This is a genomic window from Nitrospina watsonii (assembly GCF_946900835.1).
GTDB lineage: Bacteria > Nitrospinota > Nitrospinia > Nitrospinales > Nitrospinaceae > Nitrospina > Nitrospina watsonii.
The window spans coordinates 1,807,693-1,831,730 of record NZ_OX336137.1; the positions used below are offsets into that span (position 1 = coordinate 1,807,693).

The 24,038-nt window shown below is 57.1% G+C and carries 21 protein-coding genes and 1 riboswitch; of the genes, 17 read left to right on the forward strand and 4 right to left on the reverse strand.

The genetic code is table 11. The annotated features are described in order from the left end of the window. Nucleotides 1–140: 140 nt before the first annotated feature. From QML71_RS08360 to folK, 12 genes are all read left to right on the forward strand, one after another. Entirely contained in the window at nucleotides 141–1,139 is a 999-nt protein-coding gene (locus tag QML71_RS08360) for a MinD/ParA family ATP-binding protein (protein WP_282011469.1), read from the forward strand. Nucleotides 1,140–1,234: 95 nt separating this feature from the next. Next, nucleotides 1,235–2,632, forward strand: coding sequence for a tRNA nucleotidyltransferase/poly(A) polymerase-related protein (locus tag QML71_RS08365; RefSeq protein WP_282011470.1), 1,398 nt, complete (start codon nucleotides 1,235–1,237; stop codon nucleotides 2,630–2,632). Continuing rightward, nucleotides 2,629–3,282: an alpha/beta hydrolase gene (locus tag QML71_RS08370; protein ID WP_282011471.1), complete on the forward strand. Its 654-nt coding sequence runs from the start codon at nucleotides 2,629–2,631 to the stop codon at nucleotides 3,280–3,282. Before QML71_RS08365 ends, QML71_RS08370 begins: the two co-directional genes overlap by 4 nt. Nucleotides 3,283–3,331: 49 nt before the next feature. Then, a riboswitch (cobalamin riboswitch) is annotated at nucleotides 3,332–3,517 on the forward strand. A 103-nt stretch (nucleotides 3,518–3,620) separates the two neighbouring features. Continuing rightward, on the forward strand, nucleotides 3,621–4,595 hold the full coding sequence (locus tag QML71_RS08375) for an ABC transporter substrate-binding protein (RefSeq protein ID WP_282011472.1): 975 nt from the start codon (nucleotides 3,621–3,623) through the stop codon (nucleotides 4,593–4,595). Between the two features lie 5 nt (nucleotides 4,596–4,600). After that, a complete protein-coding gene (locus tag QML71_RS08380) occupies nucleotides 4,601–5,419 on the forward strand; it encodes a heme ABC transporter ATP-binding protein (protein WP_282011473.1) in 819 nt (272 codons plus the stop codon). Next, nucleotides 5,416–6,438, forward strand: coding sequence for a FecCD family ABC transporter permease (locus QML71_RS08385; protein WP_282011474.1), 1,023 nt, complete (start codon nucleotides 5,416–5,418; stop codon nucleotides 6,436–6,438). Before QML71_RS08380 ends, QML71_RS08385 begins: the two co-directional genes overlap by 4 nt. A 7-nt stretch (nucleotides 6,439–6,445) precedes the next feature. After that, nucleotides 6,446–7,951: a cobyric acid synthase gene (locus QML71_RS08390; protein WP_282011475.1), complete on the forward strand. Its 1,506-nt coding sequence runs from the start codon at nucleotides 6,446–6,448 to the stop codon at nucleotides 7,949–7,951. Nucleotides 7,952–7,975: 24 nt separating this feature from the next. Beyond that, the gene (locus tag QML71_RS08395; protein ID WP_282011476.1) at nucleotides 7,976–9,829 is read left to right on the forward strand and encodes a TonB-dependent receptor plug domain-containing protein; all 1,854 of its coding nucleotides are present in this window, start codon (nucleotides 7,976–7,978) and stop codon (nucleotides 9,827–9,829) included. An 11-nt stretch (nucleotides 9,830–9,840) separates the two neighbouring features. Continuing rightward, on the forward strand, nucleotides 9,841–11,109 hold the full coding sequence (locus QML71_RS08400) for an energy transducer TonB (protein WP_282011477.1): 1,269 nt from the start codon (nucleotides 9,841–9,843) through the stop codon (nucleotides 11,107–11,109). Nucleotides 11,110–11,147: 38 nt separating this feature from the next. Further along, on the forward strand, nucleotides 11,148–11,582 hold the full coding sequence (locus QML71_RS08405) for a c-type cytochrome (RefSeq protein WP_282011478.1): 435 nt from the start codon (nucleotides 11,148–11,150) through the stop codon (nucleotides 11,580–11,582). 102 nt (nucleotides 11,583–11,684) lie between these two features. After that, on the forward strand, nucleotides 11,685–12,920 hold the full coding sequence (locus QML71_RS08410; protein WP_282011479.1) for an LL-diaminopimelate aminotransferase: 1,236 nt from the start codon (nucleotides 11,685–11,687) through the stop codon (nucleotides 12,918–12,920). A 26-nt stretch (nucleotides 12,921–12,946) separates the two neighbouring features. Beyond that, nucleotides 12,947–13,444: a 2-amino-4-hydroxy-6-hydroxymethyldihydropteridine diphosphokinase gene (gene folK / locus QML71_RS08415; protein WP_282011480.1), complete on the forward strand. Its 498-nt coding sequence runs from the start codon at nucleotides 12,947–12,949 to the stop codon at nucleotides 13,442–13,444. Here folK and thiI read toward each other — a convergent pair. From thiI to tmk, 4 genes are read right to left on the reverse strand one after another with little or no spacing between them, the layout of a single operon-like run. Next, nucleotides 13,436–14,626, reverse strand: a complete 1,191-nt coding sequence (gene thiI, locus QML71_RS08420) for a tRNA uracil 4-sulfurtransferase ThiI (RefSeq protein ID WP_282011481.1) — start codon at nucleotides 14,624–14,626, stop codon at nucleotides 13,436–13,438. The genes folK and thiI overlap by 9 nt on opposite strands. Next, nucleotides 14,623–15,813: a cysteine desulfurase family protein gene (locus QML71_RS08425; protein WP_282011482.1), complete on the reverse strand. Its 1,191-nt coding sequence runs from the start codon at nucleotides 15,811–15,813 to the stop codon at nucleotides 14,623–14,625. The genes thiI and QML71_RS08425 overlap by 4 nt, the downstream gene beginning before the upstream one ends. 16 nt (nucleotides 15,814–15,829) lie before the next feature. After that, on the reverse strand, nucleotides 15,830–16,384 hold the full coding sequence (locus QML71_RS08430; protein WP_282011483.1) for a UbiX family flavin prenyltransferase: 555 nt from the start codon (nucleotides 16,382–16,384) through the stop codon (nucleotides 15,830–15,832). Continuing rightward, a complete protein-coding gene (gene tmk, locus QML71_RS08435; protein ID WP_282011484.1) occupies nucleotides 16,381–17,001 on the reverse strand; it encodes a dTMP kinase in 621 nt (206 codons plus the stop codon). Before tmk ends, QML71_RS08430 begins: the two co-directional genes overlap by 4 nt. A 196-nt stretch (nucleotides 17,002–17,197) precedes the next feature. Here tmk and QML71_RS08440 point away from each other — a divergent pair, with 196 nt between their 5' ends. The 5 genes from QML71_RS08440 to QML71_RS08460 all read left to right on the forward strand — a co-directional run bounded on the left by QML71_RS08440 (nucleotide 17,198) and on the right by QML71_RS08460 (nucleotide 24,037). Beyond that, nucleotides 17,198–17,731 carry a hypothetical protein gene (locus QML71_RS08440; RefSeq protein WP_282011485.1) on the forward strand — a complete coding sequence of 178 codons (534 nt, stop codon included), beginning with the start codon at nucleotides 17,198–17,200 and terminating at the stop codon, nucleotides 17,729–17,731. A gap of 19 nt (nucleotides 17,732–17,750) precedes the next feature. After that, entirely contained in the window at nucleotides 17,751–18,590 is an 840-nt protein-coding gene (locus tag QML71_RS08445) for a DnaJ domain-containing protein (RefSeq protein ID WP_282011486.1), read from the forward strand. Between the two features lie 234 nt (nucleotides 18,591–18,824). After that, on the forward strand, nucleotides 18,825–20,069 hold the full coding sequence (locus QML71_RS08450) for an efflux RND transporter periplasmic adaptor subunit (RefSeq protein WP_282011487.1): 1,245 nt from the start codon (nucleotides 18,825–18,827) through the stop codon (nucleotides 20,067–20,069). A 6-nt stretch (nucleotides 20,070–20,075) separates the two neighbouring features. Beyond that, entirely contained in the window at nucleotides 20,076–23,333 is a 3,258-nt protein-coding gene (locus tag QML71_RS08455; RefSeq protein WP_282011488.1) for an efflux RND transporter permease subunit, read from the forward strand. Nucleotides 23,334–23,341: 8 nt separating this feature from the next. After that, nucleotides 23,342–24,037, forward strand: a complete 696-nt coding sequence (locus QML71_RS08460; protein WP_282011489.1) for a hypothetical protein — start codon at nucleotides 23,342–23,344, stop codon at nucleotides 24,035–24,037. The last annotated feature ends 1 nt before the right edge of the window (nucleotide 24,038 follow it).

Below are 24,038 nucleotides of genomic sequence, written 5' to 3' on the forward strand. Positions count from 1 at the left end.
CGGGCACATTCGGTTGAATTCATTATCGCTTTGCGTGACAATGAAACCATCCGCAAACACAGGGTTTGAACCGCACCCAGCCGGACCGGCGGCGGGTCCCGATTTTTTTCGTTCCTTATAACATCTGAATCCGAAAGCAGGTGACCGTTTTGTCCACGAAGCATTCCAGTCAACTCATCGCCGTCGGCGGCGGCAAGGGCGGCGTCGGCAAAAGCGTGATCGCCACCAACATGGCAGTGGCCATGGCGCTCACCGGGCAGAAGGTGGTGCTGGTGGACGGCGATTTCGGCGCGTCCAATCTGCACGCGCTGGTCGGCATCAGCAATCCCAAATTCGGCTTTCGCGACTTCTTCGTGCACGAGGGCATCGAGGACGACCCCTCCGACCTGCTGCACGACACGGGCCTCGCCAATCTGAAATTCCTGAGCGCATCGGGCAGCCTGCCCGGCAGCGCCGACATCAACCAGAAACAGCAAAATCGCGTGATGAACATCCTGCGCAACCTGAAAGCGGACGTGGTGTTCATCGATCTCGGTCCGGGAACCGGTTTTCACACGGTCGATTTCTTGAACCTCGCCGAACGCCAGGTGGTGGTCTCCACGCCGGAGATGACCTCCATCACCAACAGCTTCAACTACGTCAAATCGGCGCTGTTCCGCAGAATCAGCCAGGTGTTCAAAGCCAACTCCGACCTCCAGCATATTCTCGACTTCTCCAAAAATCCCGAGATGAGCGAGGACTGTTACGAGATCGATCAACTGCGCAGCAAGATCCAGGAAGCGGACGCCGAGTCGCTGAACGCGGTCAACGACATCATCCGCACCTTCCAGCCCGGTCTCGTGCTCAACCGCGTGCGCGGCAAACGCGACATCCTGATGGGCGACACGCTGCTCAAGCTCATCAAAAAATACCTCGACGTGGACGCGCAGTATCTGGGTTACATCGTGGACAGCGACGAGGTGCGCGACTCGATCGACGACATGGTGCCGTTCCTGATCAAGGATCCGTCGAGCAAACCGTCGGACAATGTCCGCCAGATTCTGAGCCAGTTGACGAATACCGACCTGCACATGGTCAAGAAGAACGGTTCGATGTTCGTGTCGCTGGAGATCAAACTGAAGTCCGGCTGGGAACAGTAATCCCCGCCACAGCCGTTCTCATCCCCTTCGCCCCATACCGCAAGCCCGGTCGAATCTGTTAAGATATCCCACAGAAACTCACTCGCTGGATTGCCATGCCGGAAGCGCACCGCCCTCAACTCGAACAGCTGCACCGCCTCGGCCACACTCACCCCGTGTACGTCGTCGGTGGCACCCTGCGTGACCGCGCCATGAACAAGTCCTGCGCCGATTTCGATTTCGCCTGCGTCGATGCGCCGCTGCTGGCCCGCCGCTTCGCCGCCGACCATCGCCTGACGCTGGTGCCACTCGATGGCACCCCCGGACGCGAAACGTTTCGCGTGGTCATCCAGCGCAACGTCTATTTCGATTTCTCCACCCTGCAGGGAACCACTCTGGAGGACGACCTCGCCCACCGCGACTTCACCGTCAACGCCATGGGGCAGTTGCTGGAAGATTACATCCACGAACGAGACACGGTGCAGGATCCCTTCCACGGACGGCGGGACATTGAGGATCGCGTCCTGCGCGCCCTGCCCGGCCCGGTGTTCGAGGACGATCCCCTGCGCTTGCTGCGCATTCACCGCTTCGCCAACACGCTGGGCTTCGACATCGATTCGGCAACGACGCAGCACATCACCGAGACCCGCGGGCGCATCCGCGACGTCGCCGCCGAACGCCTGTCTTATGAACTGCTGATCCTGCTGGGCACGGCGCACGCGCACGTCGAGCGGCTGGTGGAGACGGGGTTGCTCTCCGCCCTCATTCCGGAGCTGGCCCCGCACTTTGGCAACGCTCCCGGCGCACTGCTGCCGGAGAGCGGAGACGAAGCCCTACGCATTCTGGACCGGCTGGAAATCCTGCTTGTGGAAACCGAGAAGATTTCGCCGAAGCACCGCACCCGGTTCCGCGACTTCATCGAGGTGCCGCCACGCCGCGCCCTGCTGAAACTGGCGACGCTGCTGCGGCCCTTGGAAACGAACGACACCGGGGACGCCTTCGCCGCCCTGCTGGCGCGGACCGATTCGCCGGCCATCGGCATCATGAAGGGGTTGCGTCTTAGCAATGACAATATTCGCTTCACCGACCGCGCCCTGACGATTCATCGTTACCTCGTCGAGCACACGGAAACGCTGGCGGGCGAGGCAGACGGCGACGATGCCTCCGGCATGTACCAGCTCTGCAAACTGGCGGAAGACGATTTGTTTTCTGCTACGATTCTGGCCACGGCTGTTAAGATGGAGCGCGAGGACGATTTGCAATCGTTCCTGCTGGCGCTCAACCGGATCGTTGAGTTTTACCTCGACACCTACCGGCCCGCGCAGGAACAGCCCGCGTTGCTGAACGGCCGGACTCTGCTGCGCAAGTTCCAACTGGCGCCATCGCCCAAATTCAAAACCATTCTCGACCGCGTGGAGGAAGCCCGTGTGCTGGGCCGCGTGTCCACGCGCAGCGAAGCCGAAGCACTGGCCGCCGAACTCATCCAACAACTCCAACTCAATCAGGAAACATGACCATGCAATACATCAACCAGACCTGGCTCGGCAAGAAGGTCATCCTCGGCCAGACCGACATCGACGCCTCCAAACCGGTCAACGTACTCATCGGTTTCCACGGTGCGGAATCGACGCCGGAAAACATGCTGATCCACGGCAACCGCCTTTCTCTGACCAACACCGTCACCGTCTATCCCGAAGGCCCGGTCGATGCGGGCAACAGCGTGTGGAGCTGGTGGCTGGACGGCCCCCGGCAAAAAGAGGCGGTGCAGCAGTTTCTCGAATTCACCTCCAGTATGATCGATGAAGCCCACCGCTTCATGAAAGAACAGAACACCGCCAACGGATTCCACACCTGCCTGTGGGGATTTTCCCAGGGCGGCGCGGCGGCCCTGGTCTATGCGCTGATGGGCAAATATCCCGTGCACAAGGTGGCTTCCATTTGCGGTTTCCTGCCGGAGTTGCCGGATATCACCGCTAAAAATGAGCCGACGCAGATCCTCGGCATCTTCGGCACCCACGACGACGTGGTGCCGTCTTTTCTCGCCGACCACGCGCTCGACGAAATGAAAGGCCACGGCCACACCCTGAGCGCCAAAGAAACGCCACAGGGCCATGAAGTCAGCGCCGAAAACATTCAGGACCTCATCCGCTTTTTCGAGAGTTGAGCCGCCATCCCACCCCATTTCCGGGAATTTCGTTGACTTGGTCCGGCGTTTTGCTATGCTGATCTCAAATTGAATCGCTGTATTCAGAAGTAGGAAAGACGGTGCAAATCCGTCGCGGTGCCGCCGCTGTAACCGGGGACCACCCCCGCATCTTGCCACTGTTCCAGGGAACGGGAAGGCGCGGGCAGTAGGACGATCCGGAAGCCAGAAAGCCTGTCTGAATATGCTTCACACACTCTCCGGGACCTGAGAGGTGAAGGTGACATGACCTGTTTCCCTTTCCACCCGGAAAGGGATTTTTTGTGCAGGCCTTTCAGGTGTCCGGATCGGATCCGGATATGACTGTGCGCCCGGCAAAAAATTTCTTTCCGCATCCACACCTGTATTCAAACTTTCGCCTGCACGGGACGCTGCGTTCTCTTGCCTTGGCCGTGTTGTGTCTGTTTGCGTGGCTGACCGCGACCGCACCGGCCTTCGCCGCCGATACGTCCAAAGCGCCGCAACGCATCATTTCGATGTCGCCGTCCATCACCGAGTTCCTGTTTGAGCTGGGCGTCGGCGACCGGGTGGTCGGCGTCACCAGTTTCTGCGTCCATCCCCAGGAAGCCTGCCGGCTTCCGAAAATCGGCAGCCTGCTGCACCCCAGCCTCGAACGTTGGATCACGCTCAACCCGGACCTCGTCATCCACCAGGCCACCAGCCACACACTCAAAGACAACGCGCTCAATCTGGGTATTCAAACCCTCGCCGTGGAAATGCAAAGCCTCGCCAGCATTTATGAGTCGGTGCGCAAAATGGGAAAAGTCCTGCATTGCGAAGACGCCGCCGAGCGTCTCATCACCCGTCTGCAATCGGGCATCGACCACTACCGGCAGAAGCTGAAAAATCATCCGCGTAAATCCGTGCTGCTGATCCTGGGGGATACCGATGCCCCCGGACGCAGTCTTTACGCCGTCAGCCGCATCGCGTTTCTGGGTGAACTGCTGGAACTGGCGGGCGGCGCCAATATCGTTGCCGACACGGTCGCGCCCTATCCCAAGATCAACAAGGAATACATCATCGACCAGTCGCCGCAAGTCATCATCGAAGCCGGTCCCGCCTCAAACATGAGTGCCGGAGAAAAATCGGCCCGGCTCAGGGAATGGGGACGCTTCTCCACCATCCGCGCCGTGTCCACCGGCAACGTGCATTTCATCGGCGCCGACTACATCCTCATCCCCGGCCCGCGCCTGCTGAACATTCTGGACGATTTCGCCCGCGTCCTGCATCCGGATCTGTTCAGCGCACCGTCCGATTCTCCCGGTAAAGGATAACGCCCATGAATGCCGACACGACCCTTCCAACCACTGCTGCAACACAACCGCTGTTGCGCGCCGAAAATATTTCGTTCGCTTACGACCGCGACCTCGTGGTGCAGGAGGTTTCGCTGGACATTCAAGCGGGAGAATTTGCCGGCATCATCGGTCCCAACGGCTCCGGCAAATCCACGCTGCTCAAACTGATGGCGGGCATCCTCGAACCTGATACCCGCAACGTGCTGTTCCGGGGCACGGACATCAAAACCTGTCCCCGCAAAAAACTGGCACAGTCCATCGCCTGGATTCCGCAGGAACACCACATGCCCTTCCCCTTCAAGGTGAGCGAGGTGGTGATGATGGGACGCCACCCGTATCTATCGGCGTTCACCTTCGAAGGCGACAGCGATTATGAAATCGTACAGCACGCTCTGGAACAGACGCAGACAGCCGCCTTCGCCGAACGGCATTTCAACGAAATCAGCGGCGGTGAAAAACAACGCGTCATGCTGGCCAGCGCCATCGCCCAGCAACCGGAGGCCATGCTGCTGGACGAACCCACGTCCGCCCTCGATCTCAAATACCAGGTGGAGTTGTTAAAAATTTTGAAAGACCTGAATACAACGCGGGGCGTGACCATCGCCGTTGCCATGCACGACCTGCACCTCGCTTCCAAATACTGCCGCCGTCTCGTCCTGCTGAAAGAAGGCCGGGTGATCAAAGACGGTACGCCGGAGGACGTATTGCAAAAAGACATTCTCGAAAGGGTGTATGAGGTGAAGGTGAAAATTTTCCGCGACGACACCGACGGCAGTTTCATGATTTCTCCGGAGGCGTCATGAACGGGTCGCCGATACCGGGATTGACACCGCGCCGTTACGTGCAGGTGATCAGCACCTTTTTTCTGATGTTCCTGATCGTGTTGATCATCGCACCCTTGATCGGCCCCACCAGCGTCAACCTGCTGACCGCCCTGTCGCGGGACATCCCATTTTCCGAGAACGTGGACGCCAACATTTTATTCGTCGCCCGCTTCCCGCGCATTCTCCTCGGCGCATTGACGGGCGGAGCGCTGGCCATCTCCGGTGCGGTGTTGCAGGCGCTGTTGCGCAACGACCTCGCCGCGCCATTCACACTGGGCATTTCCAGCGGCGCGTCGCTGGGCGCGGTGGTCGCCATCGCCCTCAATCTCAACTTCGTATTCCTCGGATTTTCATCGATACCCATCGCCGCGTTTTTGGGCGCATTGGGAGCCATGCTGCTGGTCTTCGGCCTGGTCAAAACCCGGCACGGTGATTTCCCGACCGGCATTCTGCTGCTGGCCGGAGTGACGGCGAATTTTTTCTTCGCGTCCATGGTCATGTTCATCCATTACCTGTCCGATTTCACCCAGTCGTTTCAGATCGTACGCTGGATGATGGGCGGACTCGACATCACCAGCTACGAAACGGTGGGCTCGATCCTGCCGCTGGTATTGATCGGCCTGGCCGGGTTGCTCTACATCGCACGCGACCTCAACCTGATCAGCGCCGGGGTGCATTCCGCGCAAAGCCGCGGCGTGGATGTGAAACGCACGCAAAAGCTGGCTTTCGTGCTGGCGTCGCTGACCACGGGGGCGGTGGTGGCGATCAGCGGACCCATCGGCTTCGTCGGATTGATCGTGCCGCACATGGTGCGGTTGTTCATCGGCCCGGACCTGCGGCTGTTGATCCCGGCGTCGTTTTTCTTCGGCGCCAGTTTTCTGATTTTGTGCGATTCGTTCGGACGCACACTCATCGCCCCGGTGGAGATTCCCGTCGGCGTCATCACCGCCCTGCTGGGCGGCCCTTTCTTCGTCTGGCTGTTGAAACGGCAAAGGTAAAGGTTTTATGACCGCAAAAACGTTGATGGTGCAGGGAACCGGATCGGGCGTCGGCAAGAGCGTCATCACCGCCGCCCTGTGCCGCTGGTTTTATTTGAAGGGCTGGAAGGTGGCCCCGTTCAAGGCGCAGAACATGTCGCTGAACGCCTACGTCTGCGAAGACGGCGGCGAGATCGGCCGCGCCCAGGCGTTTCAGGCGGAGGCCTGCGGCATCGCCCCCACCGTTCAGATGAACCCGGTATTGATGAAACCGGCGGGCGACAACCTGTCGCAGGTCATCGTCATGGGCCGTCCCGCGCACACGCGCAACGCGAAGGATTACTACCGGGGCAAGCCCGCCTACCTGCAGCAAGTCAAAGACGCGCTGAACGGACTGCGCCAGTGCCACGATCTGGTGATTCTAGAAGGTGCGGGATCGCCAGCGGAAATCAACCTGCGCAGCATGGATTTCGTCAACATGGAGATGGCGAAGCTGGCCGAAGCGCCGGTGCTGCTGGTGGGCGACATCGATCGCGGCGGCGTGTTCGCCTGGATGAAAGGCACCTACGACCTGTTGAGTGCCGACGAGCGGGATCGTGTGGCCGGGTTTCTCATCAATAAATTCCGTGGCGACCTCGATCTGTTGAAACCGGGCCTGCGCCAGTTCGAAGACCTCGTCGGCAAGCCGGTGCTGGGGGTGATCCCGTTCGACCACAATCTGTTCGTGGACGAAGAAGACTCGCTCCCTTTCGGCACGCATGGAGAAATGAAGACCGACGCCGGATTGCTGGACGTGGCCATCCTGCGCGTGCCGCGCATCGCCAATTTCACCGACTTCTCGCCGTTGATGGAAGACCCGGCCGTGGCGGTGCGTTACGTGTGGACCGAAGCGCAGCTGGGATCGCCGGACCTCATCATCCTGCCCGGCACCAAAAACACGCTGGACGACATGCGGTTTCTGAAAACGCAGGGACTCGACCAGGCCCTCCACCGCTGCCATAAAGCGGGCACGCTGATCTTCGGCATCTGCGGCGGTTTTCAAATGATGGGGCGAGAGTTGCACGATCCCGAACAGGTCGAGAGCAAAGCGGGACGTATCGAGGCTCTGAACCTGCTGCCCGTCACCACCACCATGATGCCGGAGAAGATCACGCGGCAGGTGCGGCTGACCACGCAAGCGAATTCCGTTTTGGAAGCCGGGCTGGAGGCGTGGGGTTATGAAATCCACAACGGCACCTCCCAGGTGGAACCGCCTTACTCCGCGCTGTTCCAATCCACGAGCGATGAAAACACCGATGCCCTCGGGATCGCGGATGCCACGGGCACGCTGATCGGCACCTACCTGCACGGCATTCTCGACAACGATTCCCTGCGTCACGCGGTGCTGAACCACGTCAGGCGGCACCGCAACATACCGCAGGTCAAGGAACCGTTCGACTATCAAGCGTTTCGCTCCCGTCAATGGGACCGGTTGGCCGATTGGCTGGAAGCGTCTTTGGATATGAAACAGATTGAAGCCCTGCTTCATGAATAAAACAAAATCAAACTGGAACCTCTCATGAAAAAATATTTTTCCATTTTTATGGTCTGCCTGCTGTCCGGTGCGGCGTCCACTCCCGCAGCCGCACAGGATAAAAAGGACACGCTGGAAATCCTGGAACCGATCGAAATTCACGCTACCCGTTCCCGCATCAAGCCGGAAAACCAGACCGCATCGTATTCTGTGATCACACGCGAGGACATCGAAAAGAAAAAACACATGCAGGTCAAAGACATTTTACAGGAACAACTGGGTATCAACGTGGTGCAGACCGGTCCCCTGGGCAGTTCGACCACCGTGTTCATGCGCGGCACCAACTCGCAATCGACGCTGGTGATGATCGATGGCGTGCAGGTGAAAAGCAATTCCGTCGGCAGCCTCAGCTTTGCGAATATTCAGATGGACAACATCGAGCGCATCGAAATTCTGCGCGGCCCGCAAAGCACGTTGTGGGGAGCCGATGCCGTCGGCGGTGTCATCAATATCGTCACCCGCAAAGGCACCGGCAAGCCCACGCATACGCTGTCGTTTGAAGGCGGCAGTTTTGAAACCTTCAAGGAAACGCTCACCAGTTCGGGCTCGCACGAGAACATGGATTACTCGTTCAGCGTTTCGAACACGGACAGCGAAGGCTTTTCCGCGTTCAACGAGCGCCGCGGCGGCACGGAAAACGATGGGTATTCCAATCAAACCTATTCTTCGCGGCTGGGCTACAACTTTCTCAATGACGGCCGCGTGGAGTTCATCGGCCGTTACATCCGCGCCCGCAACCATTTCGATGGATTCGATCCTTTGACATCCACTTTTTCGGACACGCTGCCGCACCGCATCGTCAACGAAACCGCTTACGCGGCGCTTCCTATGCAGAAATCGCTGACGGAATGGTGGGATCTGAAGATCAATCCCAACCTGCACATCGACGAACTCGATACCACCGACCCCACTTTCGGCGACTCGTTCATCATCAGCCGCACCTACACGGTGGACGTGCAGAATAATGTATATATCAACGAGCACGTATCGACCGTCTTCGGATTCGAACATCAGGCCACCAATGCCACCAACAACAGCCAGAACTTCAGCCTGCAAAATGAAAATCAGGGCTACTACCTGCAAACCCAATTCAATTGGGATGATCGTTTTCTTTTGAACATCGGTGCGCGGGAAGACATCAATACCCGCTTCGCCAACAAATTCACGTACAAGATCGAAGCGGCGTACCGTTTTGTCGAAACCGGCACCCGGGTGCGGGGCGGATTCGCCACCGGGTTTCGCGCGCCGTCGGTCAACGAAATCCTGTTTCCCTTTTTTGGCAACCCCAACATCCAGCCGGAAGAGACGGAAAGTTTTGAAGTGGGTGTGGAGCAGAAGCTGCTGTCCGACCGGATCACCGTCGCCGTCACCTACTTCAACATGGATTTGAAAAACCAGATTCAACCCAATCCGGCAACATTCATCGCGGAGAATATCGGCCGCGCGCGCTCGCAGGGCATCGAAAGCCTGGTCACGTGGCGGATTCTCGACGACTTGGATGTCCGCGCCGCCCACACCTGGAACCAGGCAGTGGACGAAAGGACCGGCACTTTGCTGGTGCGCCGGCCGCGCCACACGGCCTCCGTGACGCTGCACCACAACTGGCGCAACCTGCTCGACAGCCTGATCAGCGTGAATTATCGCAGCGCCATGGTTTCCGGAACCGGGCGCGTCGGCGGACGCGCCCTCGTGCGCGCCGCCATGAGTTATCAGTTGACGAAACAGCTCAAGCTGACGGCACGCGGGGAAAACCTGCTTAACAAAAAATACGAGGAATCCTTGTTCTTCGGCACCGCCGGAATTTCCGGGTATGCCGGATTCGAGTATGCCTTCGATTGACGGGAATAGGAATGTTCATCACGGCAACACATTCTAAATCGAATCGGATTTTTCAGGGCGCACTGGCCTGCTCTCTGGCCCTGCATGGTTTTGTGTTCCTGGGATTCATTCTGTGGCAGGAAACGTTTACCGAGACGCCTCTGCCCCAAACGTTCAAGATCCAGAAAGTCCGTCTGCTGACCTCTCCCATGGAATCGTTCCATGAAGAGACGGGTCAATCCAAATCTGAAAACATTTCAAGCAATTCTCCAGCAGAGATCCATCACGAACCCATCACCCGGACTTTTAAAAAGAATCCCGTTCAACAGCGGTCCACCAAGGAAACTGCCACGCCCACAATCATGCCCCATGCGGTACCGGATCCATTGATCGAACCGGTCACGCCTTCGGTTCGCATTCATGAAACAGTGCAGAAAAAAGTTTCCACACCTCAGCCGAAACTCCATTCACAGAAAACGTTTTCTCTGGCACGATTGTCGCCGAACCCCGTGACCGCGCGCAAGCAGGCGTCCGTTCTGCCGGAGCCGATGCCGAAAATCAAACCGCTCCCGGAACCCATCCCTCGCCCACAACCTCCCCGTCATGAATTTAAAATGCAATCCGGGAAATCCGCTCTCCTCCACACCACCCAGTGGGAGCCTCCGGCGCGCAACCGCTATTCGGAAACCATCCAGCAAACCCGGTCCTTCGCCCGGCCTCTGCAGACCGCGAACGCCCAACGCATTGTCCCCCTGGCTCCGGACACATTGGAATTGAAAGTGCACGCCGATGAGGATCATGCCTTTGCAGCGCCCACTGCTTCCTGGACCGCACCGCAGCAGAATGCCACGAATTCGCCGGAAGTTCCGATTTCCAAATCGGTTGCGACCTCCGGCACCCCGCCGCACGAAACGGCCGGCACCACAAATGTGGAAAATAAAGAATCCGTTTCCCAGCAATTTGCATCCAAAGGAATCACAGGCTCCCGCTCCGGCGGCGAGGATTTGGAAACTTTGAAAAACGGTTTTATTCTGGAAATACGGAACCGCATTGCAAAATACAAATTCTACCCGCGTCTGGCCATGCGGCGGGGGTTGGAAGGGCAGCCGATCGTGCACTTCAAGATCAACCGTGACGGCCGCATTCAAGATCTGCATGTCGCTCTGACTTCGGGGAGTGGCATTCTGGATCAGGCCGCTTTGGAATCCGTAAAAAACGGAATGCCCTTCCCCGTCATGCCCGAGGCTTTGCAGCGGGATTCCATGACGATCCAACTGCCTATCGCATTCACTCTCGATTAAACCGGTTTATCACACCCGGTCAACTTGTGGAGACACAAATGTTCTGGACCCGCACTTCATTGATCCTGTCGTTATCCGTCCTGTCGCTCGCAGCCTGTGCGCCGCAACCGACCAAATCGGTGCCTGCCGAATTCAAACGAGGGCAGGAATTGTTTCACCAGGTCTGTTCCAACTGCCACGGTTCGGATGCACTGGGCGGCCACACCAAAGCGCCCAACCTGATCGATGCGGTTTTCGTTAAAAGTGAATTTTCCGATCAGGAATTCCGTCACACCATCACTAACGGCACCGGCAAAATGCCTGCACAGAAGGGCAAGTTTTCCGATGAGGAAATCACCGAAATCATCAAGTACCTCAGACACAGCCAGAAGGAGGCCAATCTGGTGATCGACGCCGAGGACATGGATGATTTTTACGACGCCCCGCTGCCGGTCGAAGACCCGATAACCGAACAGGATGTGAAGGACGGGTGACGCCGCCCCTCCGCGCCTTGACACCCCTTTCGTTTTTGGCTACATTGTCCCGTCCTTAAATCGCGTCCTTGCATTCATCGCATCCATACCGGAGTCAACGTTATGTCCGAAAGTTATATCCAATCGCAATTTGCGGACCGCCTGGGGGGGACCCAGTTCGGCAAAGACACCAAAATTTACAAATTCGAGAAGATCAAACGCGCCAAGCGTGCCGCATTGGAGGCCAACCCCGGCAAGGAACTGTTTGACATGGGTGTGGGCGAACCGGACGAGATGGCAGACGCCGGGGTGATCGCGGCGCTGGAACAAGAAGCGCGCAAGCCGGAGAACCGCGGTTATACGGACAACGGCAACGACGCCTTCAAGGAAGCCGCCGTGCGCTATATGGAAAAACAGTTTGGCGTCAAAGGCCTCGACCCCAAAAAGCACGTGAACCACACCATCGGTTCCAAACCCGGCCTCGCCATGACGCCCTTGATCTTCATCAATCCGGGCGATGTGACGTTGATGACGATCCCCGGCTACCCGGTGATGGGGACGCACACGCAATACCTGGGTGGAGAAGTGGTCAACCTGCCGTTGACGGAAGAAAACGGATTCCTGCCCGACCTCAAAAGCATCGATGCCGACACCGCACGCCGGACCAAACTGCTGTACATCAATTACCCAAACAATCCGACCGGCGCCAACGCCACCCGCAAATTTTACGAAGACGTGGTGGCTTTCGCCAAAGCCAACGACATCGTTGTCATTCAGGATGCGGCTTACGCCACGTTGACCTACGACACCGATCCCATCAGTTTCCTGTCGGTGCCGGGTGCGATGGACGTAGGCGTGGAGTTCCATTCCCATTCCAAAGCCTACAACATGACCGGATGGCGCATCGCCTTCGTCGTGGGCAACGAGCTCGTGGTGAAGGGACTGGCACACGTGAAGGACAACATCGACTCCGGCCAGTTCGCCGCCATTCAAAATGCCGGCATCTACGCGCTGGAGCATCCGGAAATCACGGCGCGCATCGTCGAAAAATACAAGCGCCGTCTGCGCCTGCTGGTGGACAGCCTGAACTCCGTCGGCTTCAAGGCATCCATGCCGGGCGGATCGTTCTTCCTGTTCGTCAAAGCGCCCAAAGGAATTCAGGGTGGCCCGCGCTTCGATAACGCCGAAGCCTTTTCCCAGTACCTGATCACCGAGCATCTCATCTCCACGGTGCCGTGGGATGACGTCGGCAACTACGTGCGGTTCTCCGCCACGTTTGCGGCCAAAGACGAAGCCGAGGAAGTGCGCATCATGCAGGAAATCAAAAAGCGCCTGGCCACGGTGAAATTTGAATTTTAACCGCTGATCCAAAAAGGGACTCCAACGTGTCCCACATCGCCTTCATCGGTATCGGTTCCAATCTGGGAGACGCGCCCGGCCACTGCCGGGAAGCCATCGCCCGGATGAAGGCGCACCCGCACCTGGCCATCCACGCCACGTCTTCCTTTTACAAAACCCAACCCTTCGGCAAAACCGATCAGGACTGGTTCGTCAATGCCGTCGTGCAGCTCGAAACCGGGTTGGGCGCAACGGATCTGTTGCACGTTCTGTTGAATATTGAACAAGAAATGGGGAGGGAGCGGCGGGAAAAATGGGGACCGCGCAAGATCGATCTCGACCTGCTGTTTTACGACGCGGATGTCATCCGCCGGGAGCAACTGGAAGTTCCGCATCCCGGCATCGCCCAGCGGCGTTTCGTGCTCGACCCGATGATGGAGATTGCGCCCGATTTCATGCACCCCACTCTGCACCAGACCATCCGCGTGTTGCAATCGAAGCTGAAAGACGATTTCGAGGTCACGCGCCTTCCCGATTCAGTGTAGCGTATCGAGGTCGATGACCTCCATCTTGGCGATGGCATCCTGCATCAATTCCTGCCAGGGGTATTCGGTCTCGTCGTGTTCCAGGTATTTCGGATTGCTTTTGGTGGTCGGGTTGGAGGGCATGAACACGGAACAGCAATCCGGTTGCGGTTCGATGCTGATTTCGTACGTGCCCAACTCCCGCGCCATTTGAATGATCTCGTTTTTATTGGTGCCGATGAGCGGCCGGAACACGCTCAACGATACCAGGCTCGACACCGCGTTGAGATTTTCCAGCGTCTGCGACGCCACCTGCCCCAGTGACTCGCCCGTCACCAGCGCCTGATACCGGTTTTGTTCGGCCACCGCCTGCGCGATGCGATACATCATGCGCCGGTACAACACGACGCGGTTGGCGGGACGACAATGGTCGCGGATCGATTCCTGGATTTTTTCAAACGGCACCACATACAAACAGGCCCCGCTCTGGTAGCGGTTGAGCTGTTTGCTCAACCGCTTCACCTTGTCGTAACCGCCACGCCCCATGTAAGGCTGGTTGTCGAAAAAAATGCCGTGCACGCGGCAACCGCGTTTGATGATGCGGAACAGGGCCACCGGACTGTCGATGCCGCCGGAAATCAATCCCAGCACTTCGCCGGAGCTGCCGACGGGCAACCCGCGCAACCCGGCGATGCGGTTTTTGAACACCACCGTCTGCTCCAGCCCGATCTCAATTTCCAGCGTGAACTGCGCGTTATTGATATCCACTTCCAGACCGCGTTCATGCAAACGGCCCAGAATGCGCGAGCCGACTTCATAATTCACTTCGGTCGAGGTTTTTGGAAAGCGCTTGTTCGAACGCCGGGTCTGCACGCAGAACTTGAAGGTTCCGCCGGGGGGAATGAGCAGCTCGATCCATTCCACACCCTGTTCCGCCATCGCGTCGAAGTCCGGATCCATCGCCACCCCCAGACTGAATGAAGCGATACCCGGAATGTAAGCCAGGCGCAGTGCTACTGCGTCGGCAACCTCGGAAGGACAATCGATGCGAATCCGGCCGTGCGGCTTTTGGATTTGAACGCCTTCCAGATCTTTGAGAGGTCGCCGAATGTTGTCTGCCAGACGGTTGATGAACATACTTCTGTTTTTTCCCTTGAGTCCGATTTCATCGTAACGGACCAGGATGGTGCATTGTGGAGTCATGAGTTGGCGAATCGGCGTTGAAAGGATGGGTGCAGGGAATCGTAGGCGACGGCGAAGGTTTCAAGAAATCGATCGACCTCGTCCACCGTATTCCACTTATTGAATGAGACACGCAGGCTGCACCGCGCTTCTTCGCGGGTGCGCCCGATACCGGTCAGGATTTCGGACGGCTCCTTGGAATGGGCGCTGCAAGCGGAACCCAGTCCGACATAAATTTCTTTTTCCTCCAGATGGTGCAGCACCACCTCCCCTTCCACCGGCGCGAAGCTGAAGTTCACGATGGCGGGAGTCTGATGCGCCGCGTTGGCATCGGCTGCGGAATTGAATTTCAAATCCAGATGCGGTTTATCGCGATTCAATGCATTCAGTCCGCTGACCAGCCGTGCCTGCAACACGGAAAAGGTTTTGGATGCCGTGACGCTCTGCTCCGCCGCTCGTTGCACCGCGCGCGCCAGACCCACGATCAACGGTACGGGAAGGGTGCCGGACCGCATGCCAAACTGCTGTTTGCCGCCGTGCATTTGCGGCGTCAGGCTGAGGTGCGAATCGACAACGAGTGCGCCGATGCCCTTGGGTCCGTGGAATTTGTGCGCCGACAGCGAATAGCCCGACACGCCGTCCCACATCGCTTGCGTGAACGGCAGCTTGCCCACCGCCTGCACGCCATCCAGGAACAGCCGTGTCTGTGGCGCATGTTGCTTCAACAACGCAGTCAGCGTTTGGGGATCGTTGATGCTGCCCAATTCGTTGTTGACGTGCGACAGGCACAGCCAGCGCACCTTCTGTTTTTTGAGCTCAGGAATCGCCGCCGCATCCAAGCATCCGTCTTTCTGGAACCGCAACAGCGACACCGGTTCATTGCCGTATTGCTTTAAAGACTCCAGTCCTTCCTGCACACTCGGGTGTTCCAGCCCCAGACTGGCAACTTTCTTATCCGGAGAACAGACGCCCTTGATGAACAGGTTGTTCGATTCCGTGCCGCCGCTGGTGAAGATCAGGCGGAAGCGTGGCGGGATCGACAGGCTCTCCCGAATCTGATCCTCGGCCTGCTGGATTTTCTGCTTCGCATCCAGTCCCAACCGGTACACCGTTCCCGAATTGCCGAAGTCGTGCTGCATCGATGCGGTCAGCGCATCGATCACCTCCGGGTCCATCGGGGTGGTGGCGGCATTGTCCAGATAAATCATGTTCATTGAGCCTGACTCAAGGTTGGTAAGGCGGCATCACGTCCTGCTCGACATCCAGTTGATCGAGGATGCGCGCCACAACGAAATCGACCAGATCGTCCACCGATTCCGGATTGTTGTAAAACCCGGGATTCGCAGGCAGGATCAATGCCCCGGCCTGATCCAGCGCCAGCATGTTTTTCAGATGAATGGTGCTGAACGGCGCTTCCCGGGGCACCACGATCAATTTTCCTTTTTCCTTCAACACCACATCGGCAGCGCGTTCCACCAGGCTGCCGGATATTCCCGCGGCAATGCGCCCGAGCGTCCCCATGCTGGCCGGAACGATGACCATGCCGTCGGTTTTGAACGAGCCGCTGGCAATCGACGTGTTGATTTTGGAATTTTTGTGGACGGTGGCATTTTCCTTGTCAAAGTAAGACGGCGGCAGGTTCAGTTCCAGTTTCAACAGCTCCGCACCGCGTTCGGAGATCACCACATGCAATTCCGATTTGGGGTGCAGCACGTCGAACAAACGTTTGGCGTAGCACACGCCGCTGGCCCCGGTAATGGCAAGGACGAACCGTTTCATCGGGCTTCCTCGATCCCAAGCAGATCGTCCACCTCCGCCACGACTTGACGATGCACATTCGCCACCGTTCCATCGCTGTCAATACGGCGAATATGCACGCCTTTAAAGGAACTGAAAATATCCTGAACGTTTTTCAAGTAATCCTTTTTCTCAAACGAACTGAACCCATCCCGTCCGGTTTCAATGCGTTCCAAACTTTTTTCCAAAGACCCGTGGAAGATCAGCACCCGGTCCGGACGCGGCGCGAACGCTTCGTTGACGGCACAGATCTGCTCCGGATCAAATCCCAGCGCTCCCTGGTAGGCCGCCGTCGAATAGTAGTAGCGATCGATCACCACCACCTTGTTGGCGTTGAGGGCGGGTTGGATGTTTTGCTCCACATCTTCCTTGCGGTCGTTCAAAAACCACTGCAACTCTTCCTCCGCACTGGTCTCTCCCCGCCCTTCACTCAGAATTTTCCGGATTTTTTGTCCCCACACCCCTTGCGTCGGCTCGCGCAGACGCACCACCGGGAGACCGCGCTCTTCCAGATAATCTGCCAGCAGGGTCCATTGCGTCGTCTTTCCAGTACCGTCGATGCCTTCCAGCGCAACGAGGTAACCGCGGTCGAGCTCCATATTTTTCCTATGTGGACTGAGGAGATTCCGGCAAGACAAGAACCTGTCCGGACGGTTGCTTTTGCCCGCTTTTTATTTCATAATCTATCAAAAGACAGCGTTCCGAATCAGGCACAGCACGGCCCGGAATGCGGGTTCCCTTGTTCAGTTCGATCCTTAAACCTTATCATAGAACCATTTAGCCAAGGGCGGAAAATTGAAAAAATTCTGGGCCATATTCGGATGGATTTGTCTGGGTATTTTTCTTCAATTTAAATTCAATGTCCTCTATGGCATTGTCTTCCTGGAAAACCTGAACTTCCACGACCGCACTTATTTCGTCAAAATGAACTTGAAGGAAACCGATGCGGCCCTGCGCGTGCTGGAAGTGGAGACGGTGGTCCACCATTCCCTTGGCAAGGATTATTTCGCCAACGTGTACATTCCCAAAGACTATAAGGTGCTCAACAAGGAACCCTATCTGGGCACCGAAAGCATTCCCGGTTATGTAGCCTATTCCATGAGCATGAAGCGCAAGTATCGAGATGTGAAGGCCAAGAACGACTTCATCATTCAGCCGGTCGATCCCAAAAGTGGAGTGGAACCGAAACCCATCCTGGTGTTTTTCGAAAATCTCAAGCAACGCCTTCATAAAGACGAGACGTTTCGCCTGGCCACGACGGAAGGCAACACCCGCCTGGAAGGGCCGGAAATGGCCGAGGCCAAGTATCCGCAGCAGTTGGGGATGTGAACCGGCTTTTCAGGAAGCCATGAAAACCCATTCCAAAAATTACTACCATATCCTCGGCGTGGCGGAGACTGCGAGCAGCGAGGAAATCAAAAAAGCCTACCGCAAGCTCGCGGTGGAAACCCACCCCGACCACAATCCCAACGACCCGCAGGCCGAGGAACGTTTCAAAAATATCACCGAAGCCTATGGGGTGTTGATGGATCCCAAAAAACGGCAGGAGTACGATCTGTCACGCAAATTTTCCGAAGGCCAATCCGGGCCGCAGTTCAATTACAGCCAGCAGGAAATTTTCGAGAACATGTTCCGGCAGGCGTTCGGCCGCGACATGTTCAACAACCTGAATCAGGATTTTCAAAAATCCGGTTTTCGTCACGGCACCGGGTTTTTCGAAACCCTGCTGTTCACCGGCGCCGCCGGCAGTCTGGCAAAAATGCTGCGCATGATTCCCGGTCCCATCGGCCGCATCGGCACCGGCCTCTGGATTCTGCAATCGGTGGGCACCACCCTGTACACGATGAACCGCAAACGCAAGGCCGAAAAAGGCGATGCCGCCGGAGACGTGGACACTTCTCAACAGCCCAACCTGTTAAAAAAAGTCAAAGGCCTGTTCGTCAAACCTGAAACGGACACCCATCAAAACGCTCTCAACCTCCATTTCAAAATATCCATCCAACCCGAAGAAGCCCGGGAGGGCACCAAGAAAGAGTTGTCCTACAAGCTGGGAGATCACACCGAGCACCTGCTCGTCGGCATCCCTGCCGGCATCCAGTCCGGCGGCCGCCTGCGCATCCGCAACAAGGGTCAAAAACAGGGTGACCGGCGCGGCGACCTGATCGTCACCGTGGATGTGGCCACCTGATCGCTGGAAGCCGGCACCTCCTCCCCCCTTCAAATTCCAATCCGGTCATTACAAAAGGTTGATGCAAGTTCGCCTGCAAATGCGTTATGCTGGTAAACTCAAGGTTTTGACAACCTGTTTGTTCCACCATTCACTCAATTCAATTCCGATTTTTCAATACTCGTGACCGACCCAACGTCCCACTCATCAATCCTGTTGCCGCAGCGAAAGAAACGCCTCTTCTACATGGGGCTGATGTTGTGTTTATGCCTGCTGGCACCTGCCAATCCCGCTTGGAGCCAATTCAAATTCACCGTTCCCGTCGGCGTGGCCAAAGCCGAGAAAATGGTCATGCAGGAACGCATCGAGTTGCCCGGCACGGTGTTTCCCTGGGCCACCACTCAGCTTTCAGCGGAAATAGATGGGCGTGTCGAGCGTATTCTCTTTAAGGAAGGCGACCGCGTTGAAAAAGGCGCTCCGTTGATCAAGCTCCGCATCCGGCCGCTGCTGCTTGAGCGGGAGTTGGCTCTTGCGGAAAAGCGGCGGATTGAAACCCTGCTGCAGGAACTGGAAACCGGCACCCGCAAGGAAACCATTGAAGCCGCCCGCCATTCGTTTGACCAGGCTCAGGCCCGGCTGCATCTCGCGGAAAACGAACTGCGCCGCATCAAAAGACTGTATCAGGAAGGAGTGCTGAGCCTCGACGCCTACGATAAAGCCGAGGCCGAATCCGACCAGGCGCGGGCCATGCTGCGCGAAAAGGGTTCGGTGCTGGAGGAATTTGTCGCAGGTCCGCGTATCGAACGCATCCAGCAGGAAAAGGCCAATCTGGAAGCCGCCAATGCGCGCATCCACTTGATCGAAGACGACATCCAGCAAGGCACCATTTACGCGCCATTTGACGGATACATCACCAAAAAAATCACCGAAGTCGGTCAATGGCTGGAAAAAGGAGACCAAGCGGTATCCATGATTGCCGCCAGCCCTCTCAAGGTCGAAGTCAACCTGCCCCAGTCTCAGTTCCACACCATTCAAATCGGTACTCCCTCTGAAGTGATACTGGAAACCCGTGACATCAACGCCCCGACCACCACCTTTCAGGGCACGGTCATCGAAAAGGTTCCACAGGGCGATCCCGTATCCCGCACCTTCCCGGTTCGCATCAAAGTCAGCAAACCCAATTCCAGCCTCGCCCCCGGCATGCTGGTGAAGGTGCGCTTTCAACCCAACAAAAAAGATGCTGAAAAAGGCTTGTTTGTTCCCAAGGATGCCCTGGTGAGAACGCCTAAAGGCGCCAATGTATGGGTGGTCCGGGAAAATGCAGAAAAGAAAATGATTGCTTACCAGGTGCCGGTCAAAACCGGTAAACTGTTAGACAGCATGATCTCCATTGAATTTCTGGATAAGAAAATCCAAGCCGGAGAATGGGTCGTGGTGGACGGCAACGAACGGCTGAAACCCGACACCGAAGTCCGCATCATCAACAAACATCTCAACTGATGTTCCATGAAACTGGTCGAACAATCTCTCAGATATGGTGTCACCGTTGCCGTGGGGGTGATCCTCATCCTCATGTTCGGTCTCATGTCCCTGCTGCGCATCCCCGTTCAACTGATCCCTGAAATCAGCGAGCCGGAACTGAGCATCCGCACCACCTGGCCCGGCGCCAGCCCGGAAGAAATCGAACGCGAAATCATCGACGAACAGGAAACCCAGCTCAAGTCCATCGTCGGGCTGGTGGAGATGGAAAGCACGGCGAAGACCGGCGTCGCAGAGGTGTATCTGACCTTCCAGGTTGGGACCAATCTGCAAATGGCGCTCGTCCGCACCGCCAACGCACTCGACCAGGTCGAGACCTACCCGGAAGACGTGGATCAGCCCATCATCAAAACCAGTAATATCTCCGACCGTCCCATTGGCTGGTTCGTTCTGCAACCGCTCCCCGGCAAGGAAAAAGAGATCAACGTGTACGATTACCGCGATTTCGCGGAGGACGTGATCCAAACCCGGTTCCAGCGCGTGCCGGGGATTTCTGACAGCGAAGTGTACGGCGGCAGTCCGCTGGAGTTGCAGGTGGTCTTCGATCCGGAGGCACTGGCAGAGCGCGGCATCACCATCTTCCAATTGCGGGAGGAGTTGCGCAAAAAAAACCGCAACATCAGTGGTGGCGATTTCGACGAGGGCAAGCGGCGCTACATCATCCGCACCACGGGAGAGTTCCAATCTGAAGAAGACGTTGAGAACACCATTCTCACTCACGTCAACGGCACACCGGTTTATGTGAAGGACGTGGCGGAAGTGCGGCTCGCGCACGATGAACTGCGCGACTACGTACGCCACAATGGCCTTCCAGGTATCTCGCTGAACGCACGCCGGGAGATCGGTTCCAATATTCTGCAGGTAATGGGTGAACTGAAGGCGGTGGTCAAGGACCTCAACGACACCGTGCTGAACCCGATGGGCATGCATCTGCACCAGACGGCGGACAAGACCGAGTACATCTCGCGATCCATCGATATGGTGATGTTCAACCTGGTGGTGGGTGGTTCGTTCGCCATCATCATACTACTTGTTTTCCTGCGCAGTTTTTACAGCACCCTGGTTGTCGCTGTCGCCATTCCCATCAGCGTCATCGGTTCGTTCCTGATCGTCACCCTGATGGGCAAGACCATCAACGTCATCATGCTCGCCGGGATGGCCTTCGCCGTGGGCATGGTCGTGGACGCCTCCATCATCGTGCTCGAAAACATTTACCGGCACCGGCAAAAGGGCAAGGACACCTTCGATGCGGCGCACGACGGGGCGCGGGAAGTGTGGGGTGCGATCTTCGCCAGCACGCTGACCACGCTGGCGGTGTTCATCCCCATCCTGTTCATCGAGGAGGAAGTCGGACAGTTATTCCAGGATATTGCGGTGGCCATCAGCGCCGCGGTCACGCTGTCGATGATTGTCAGCATTCTCGTCATTCCGGCGTTGAGCCGCAAACTGCTCAACTTCGAAAGCATCCACGCTCCCTCGAAAAGCCGCTTCGTTTCGTCATTCCGCAACCTGTTCGGCATCGTGCCGCTGGCAACGCGGCTCAATGAAACCGTGGTTCGCATTCTGCGTTTCATTTTTCAATCCAAACTCAGGCAGGTGGTGGTGATCCTGGTATTGACGGCGCTGCCTGCTTATCTCGCGTGGCTGATGCTGCCCAAAACCGAATACCTGCCGGAAGGCGATCAGAACGTCATCATCGGCATGATGATTCCGCCGCAGGGGTACAACATTCAGGAAATGACGCGCATCGGCAACGAAATGGAGAAAAACTACGCGCCGTACTGGCAGGCGGAGCCGGGAAGTCCGGAAGAAGAGAAGCTGAAAGGACCCGCGGTGCGCAATTTCCTGTTCATCGGAAGCCGCGGCCGCCTGTTCACCGTCGTCAAAGCGAAGGACCCTGAACGCGCCAAAGATCTCATCCCCGTGCTTCGCGAGGAGTTGAAGAAAGTTCCGGGCATGATCGCGGTTTCGAAACAGTTGTCGCTGTTTTCCAGCGCATTCACCGGATCGCGCGGCATCGAGATGAATATCATGGGACCGGACCTGGTGCGCATCACGGAGATCGCGCGCGAGTCGTTTTTCAAGGTACAGGAACTCATGCCCGACGCGCAGGTTCGCCCCAACCCCGGTATCGAGTTGGGTCAGCCGCAAATCCTGGTTCAACCCCGCTGGAAGCAGGCGGCAGAGATGGGCGTGGATGTCTCCGAGTTGGGCTATTCGGTGGCGGCTTTGGTGGACGGTGTGTATGCGGATGAGGTGTACCTCGATGCCGACAAAATCTCCGCCCCTTACCTGCCGCGCGACGGCATCGACCTCATTCTCATGAGCCGCGACAAGGATGTGAAGAAAACGCAGGACATTCCGAACCTGATTCTGCGCACGCCGCGCGGCCAAGCGGTGCCTTTGAACAGCGTCACTGCCATGGTCGAAACGGTGAGCACCGAAAACATCCGGCATTTCGAGCGCCAGCGCGCGGTGACGCTGGAGATCACGCCGCCCATGACCATTGCGCTTGAGGATGCGATCGCCCTGGTAAAAGAAAAAATCATCCAGCCTCTCAAAGATCAGGGAATCCTGACGGGAGGGTACGCCATTACGCTGACCGGCAACGCGGACAAACTGGAAAAAACGCGCGAGGCAATGGGTGGCAACTTCCTCCTGGCTCTGTTTATCACCTACCTTCTGCTCGCGGTGCTGTTCCAGCACTGGGGGTTTCCGCTGATCATCATGCTCAGCGTGCCGATGGCCGCCGTCGGCGGGGTGTTCGGCCTGTGGGCCCTCAACAAATTCATCCTGCAACCGCTGGACGTTCTCACCATGCTGGGCTTCATCATTCTGATCGGCGTCGTGGTGAACAACGCCATTCTTATCATTTACCAGGCCTTGTTGCACATCCGGGAAGATGGCATGCACTACCGTGACGCCATTCTGGAAAGCGTGAGCAACCGCATCCGGCCCATCTTCATGAGCACGTTCACCAGCATCTTCGGACTCATGCCGCTTGTCGTCTTCCCCGGAGCAGGCAGTGAAATTTACCGGGGCATTGGCGTGGTCATTTTATCGGGACTTTTTTTCAGCGCCCTGTTCACATTGATCCTGATCCCGACTCTCATGAACCTGAGTTCCAGCATCCGCCAGGGGGAACCGCCTGAAACTACGGAAACGCAACCGCGTGCCCGCCCTCAATCCGCGCCGGCACAACAACCCACAGTCACTCGACTCTAGTAAAAATCATGGACCGACCTCAACTCGTTGCCTACTGGCGTGATTTTTTCAGCGATCTTCTCCTCGGCACCTTCAAAAGCCTGTTCCTGTTTTCGACGGGAGGCCTCCTGCTGGGCGCCCTTGCCGGATGGGGGCTCGATACCTGGCTGCTCGACCCCACCGACTGGAATATGCTCATCCAATGGCTGGCATTGATCCTTGCCCTTGGCTGGTTTCTTTTGTTGGGAGTTTTTCACGGTGTGTTGTCCAGCGCCCTCTTCACCGTCGGCAAAAAACTGAAGGAAGCCGTCCACGGCCTGCACGACCTGCTCGACATTCTGGTCAAAGGTGTATTTTCGCACTACCCCAACCTCAGCAAGAACGTCTCGAAACAGGAGCTCGGTGAAAAATTCGACCAGCTCGGCAAAAAATTTCTCGATGACCTGAAACTGAAAGGCGGCCCGATCAGCTACATAAAAGGCCTCATCTTCCGTATCATTTTAAAGGGGCTGAAGTTTTTCTTCCTCGACGATGTGATGGAAGAGATCAAGAAAAAGCCGGGCGAGGAGATCACACGCGCCGATATCGAAAGCGCGGTGCGCCGCGTGGGAGTGGAGTTCCTGCTGTCCACCATTCACGACAACATCATGCTGCTGCATATCGCGAACGCGGTGGTGCTGCTATTGCTTTTCAGTTTGCCTTTTGGAATGATTGCGCTGTTTTAAG

Bases quoted from the DNA above. Each gene is read 5' to 3' on its own strand.
- QML71_RS08450 (WP_282011487.1), top strand. From the start codon at position 18,825: ATGTTGTGTTTATGCCTGCTGGCACCTGCCAATCCCGCTTGGAGCCAA.
- QML71_RS08405 (WP_282011478.1), top strand. From the start codon at position 11,148: ATGTTCTGGACCCGCACTTCATTGATCCTGTCGTTATCCGTCCTGTCG.
- QML71_RS08460 (WP_282011489.1), top strand. From the start codon at position 23,342: ATGGACCGACCTCAACTCGTTGCCTACTGGCGTGATTTTTTCAGCGAT.
- QML71_RS08455 (WP_282011488.1), top strand. From the start codon at position 20,076: ATGAAACTGGTCGAACAATCTCTCAGATATGGTGTCACCGTTGCCGTG.
- QML71_RS08370 (WP_282011471.1), top strand. From the start codon at position 2,629: ATGACCATGCAATACATCAACCAGACCTGGCTCGGCAAGAAGGTCATC.
- QML71_RS08400 (WP_282011477.1), top strand. From the start codon at position 9,841: ATGTTCATCACGGCAACACATTCTAAATCGAATCGGATTTTTCAGGGC.
- QML71_RS08390 (WP_282011475.1), top strand. From the start codon at position 6,446: ATGACCGCAAAAACGTTGATGGTGCAGGGAACCGGATCGGGCGTCGGC.
- QML71_RS08430 (WP_282011483.1), bottom strand. From the start codon at position 16,384: ATGAAACGGTTCGTCCTTGCCATTACCGGGGCCAGCGGCGTGTGCTAC.
- tmk (WP_282011484.1), bottom strand. From the start codon at position 17,001: ATGGAGCTCGACCGCGGTTACCTCGTTGCGCTGGAAGGCATCGACGGT.
- thiI (WP_282011481.1), bottom strand. From the start codon at position 14,626: ATGACTCCACAATGCACCATCCTGGTCCGTTACGATGAAATCGGACTC.
- QML71_RS08380 (WP_282011473.1), top strand. From the start codon at position 4,601: ATGAATGCCGACACGACCCTTCCAACCACTGCTGCAACACAACCGCTG.
- QML71_RS08375 (WP_282011472.1), top strand. From the start codon at position 3,621: ATGACTGTGCGCCCGGCAAAAAATTTCTTTCCGCATCCACACCTGTAT.
- QML71_RS08425 (WP_282011482.1), bottom strand. From the start codon at position 15,813: ATGATTTATCTGGACAATGCCGCCACCACCCCGATGGACCCGGAGGTG.
- QML71_RS08410 (WP_282011479.1), top strand. From the start codon at position 11,685: ATGTCCGAAAGTTATATCCAATCGCAATTTGCGGACCGCCTGGGGGGG.
- QML71_RS08365 (WP_282011470.1), top strand. From the start codon at position 1,235: ATGCCGGAAGCGCACCGCCCTCAACTCGAACAGCTGCACCGCCTCGGC.
- QML71_RS08395 (WP_282011476.1), top strand. From the start codon at position 7,976: ATGAAAAAATATTTTTCCATTTTTATGGTCTGCCTGCTGTCCGGTGCG.
- QML71_RS08445 (WP_282011486.1), top strand. From the start codon at position 17,751: ATGAAAACCCATTCCAAAAATTACTACCATATCCTCGGCGTGGCGGAG.
- QML71_RS08385 (WP_282011474.1), top strand. From the start codon at position 5,416: ATGAACGGGTCGCCGATACCGGGATTGACACCGCGCCGTTACGTGCAG.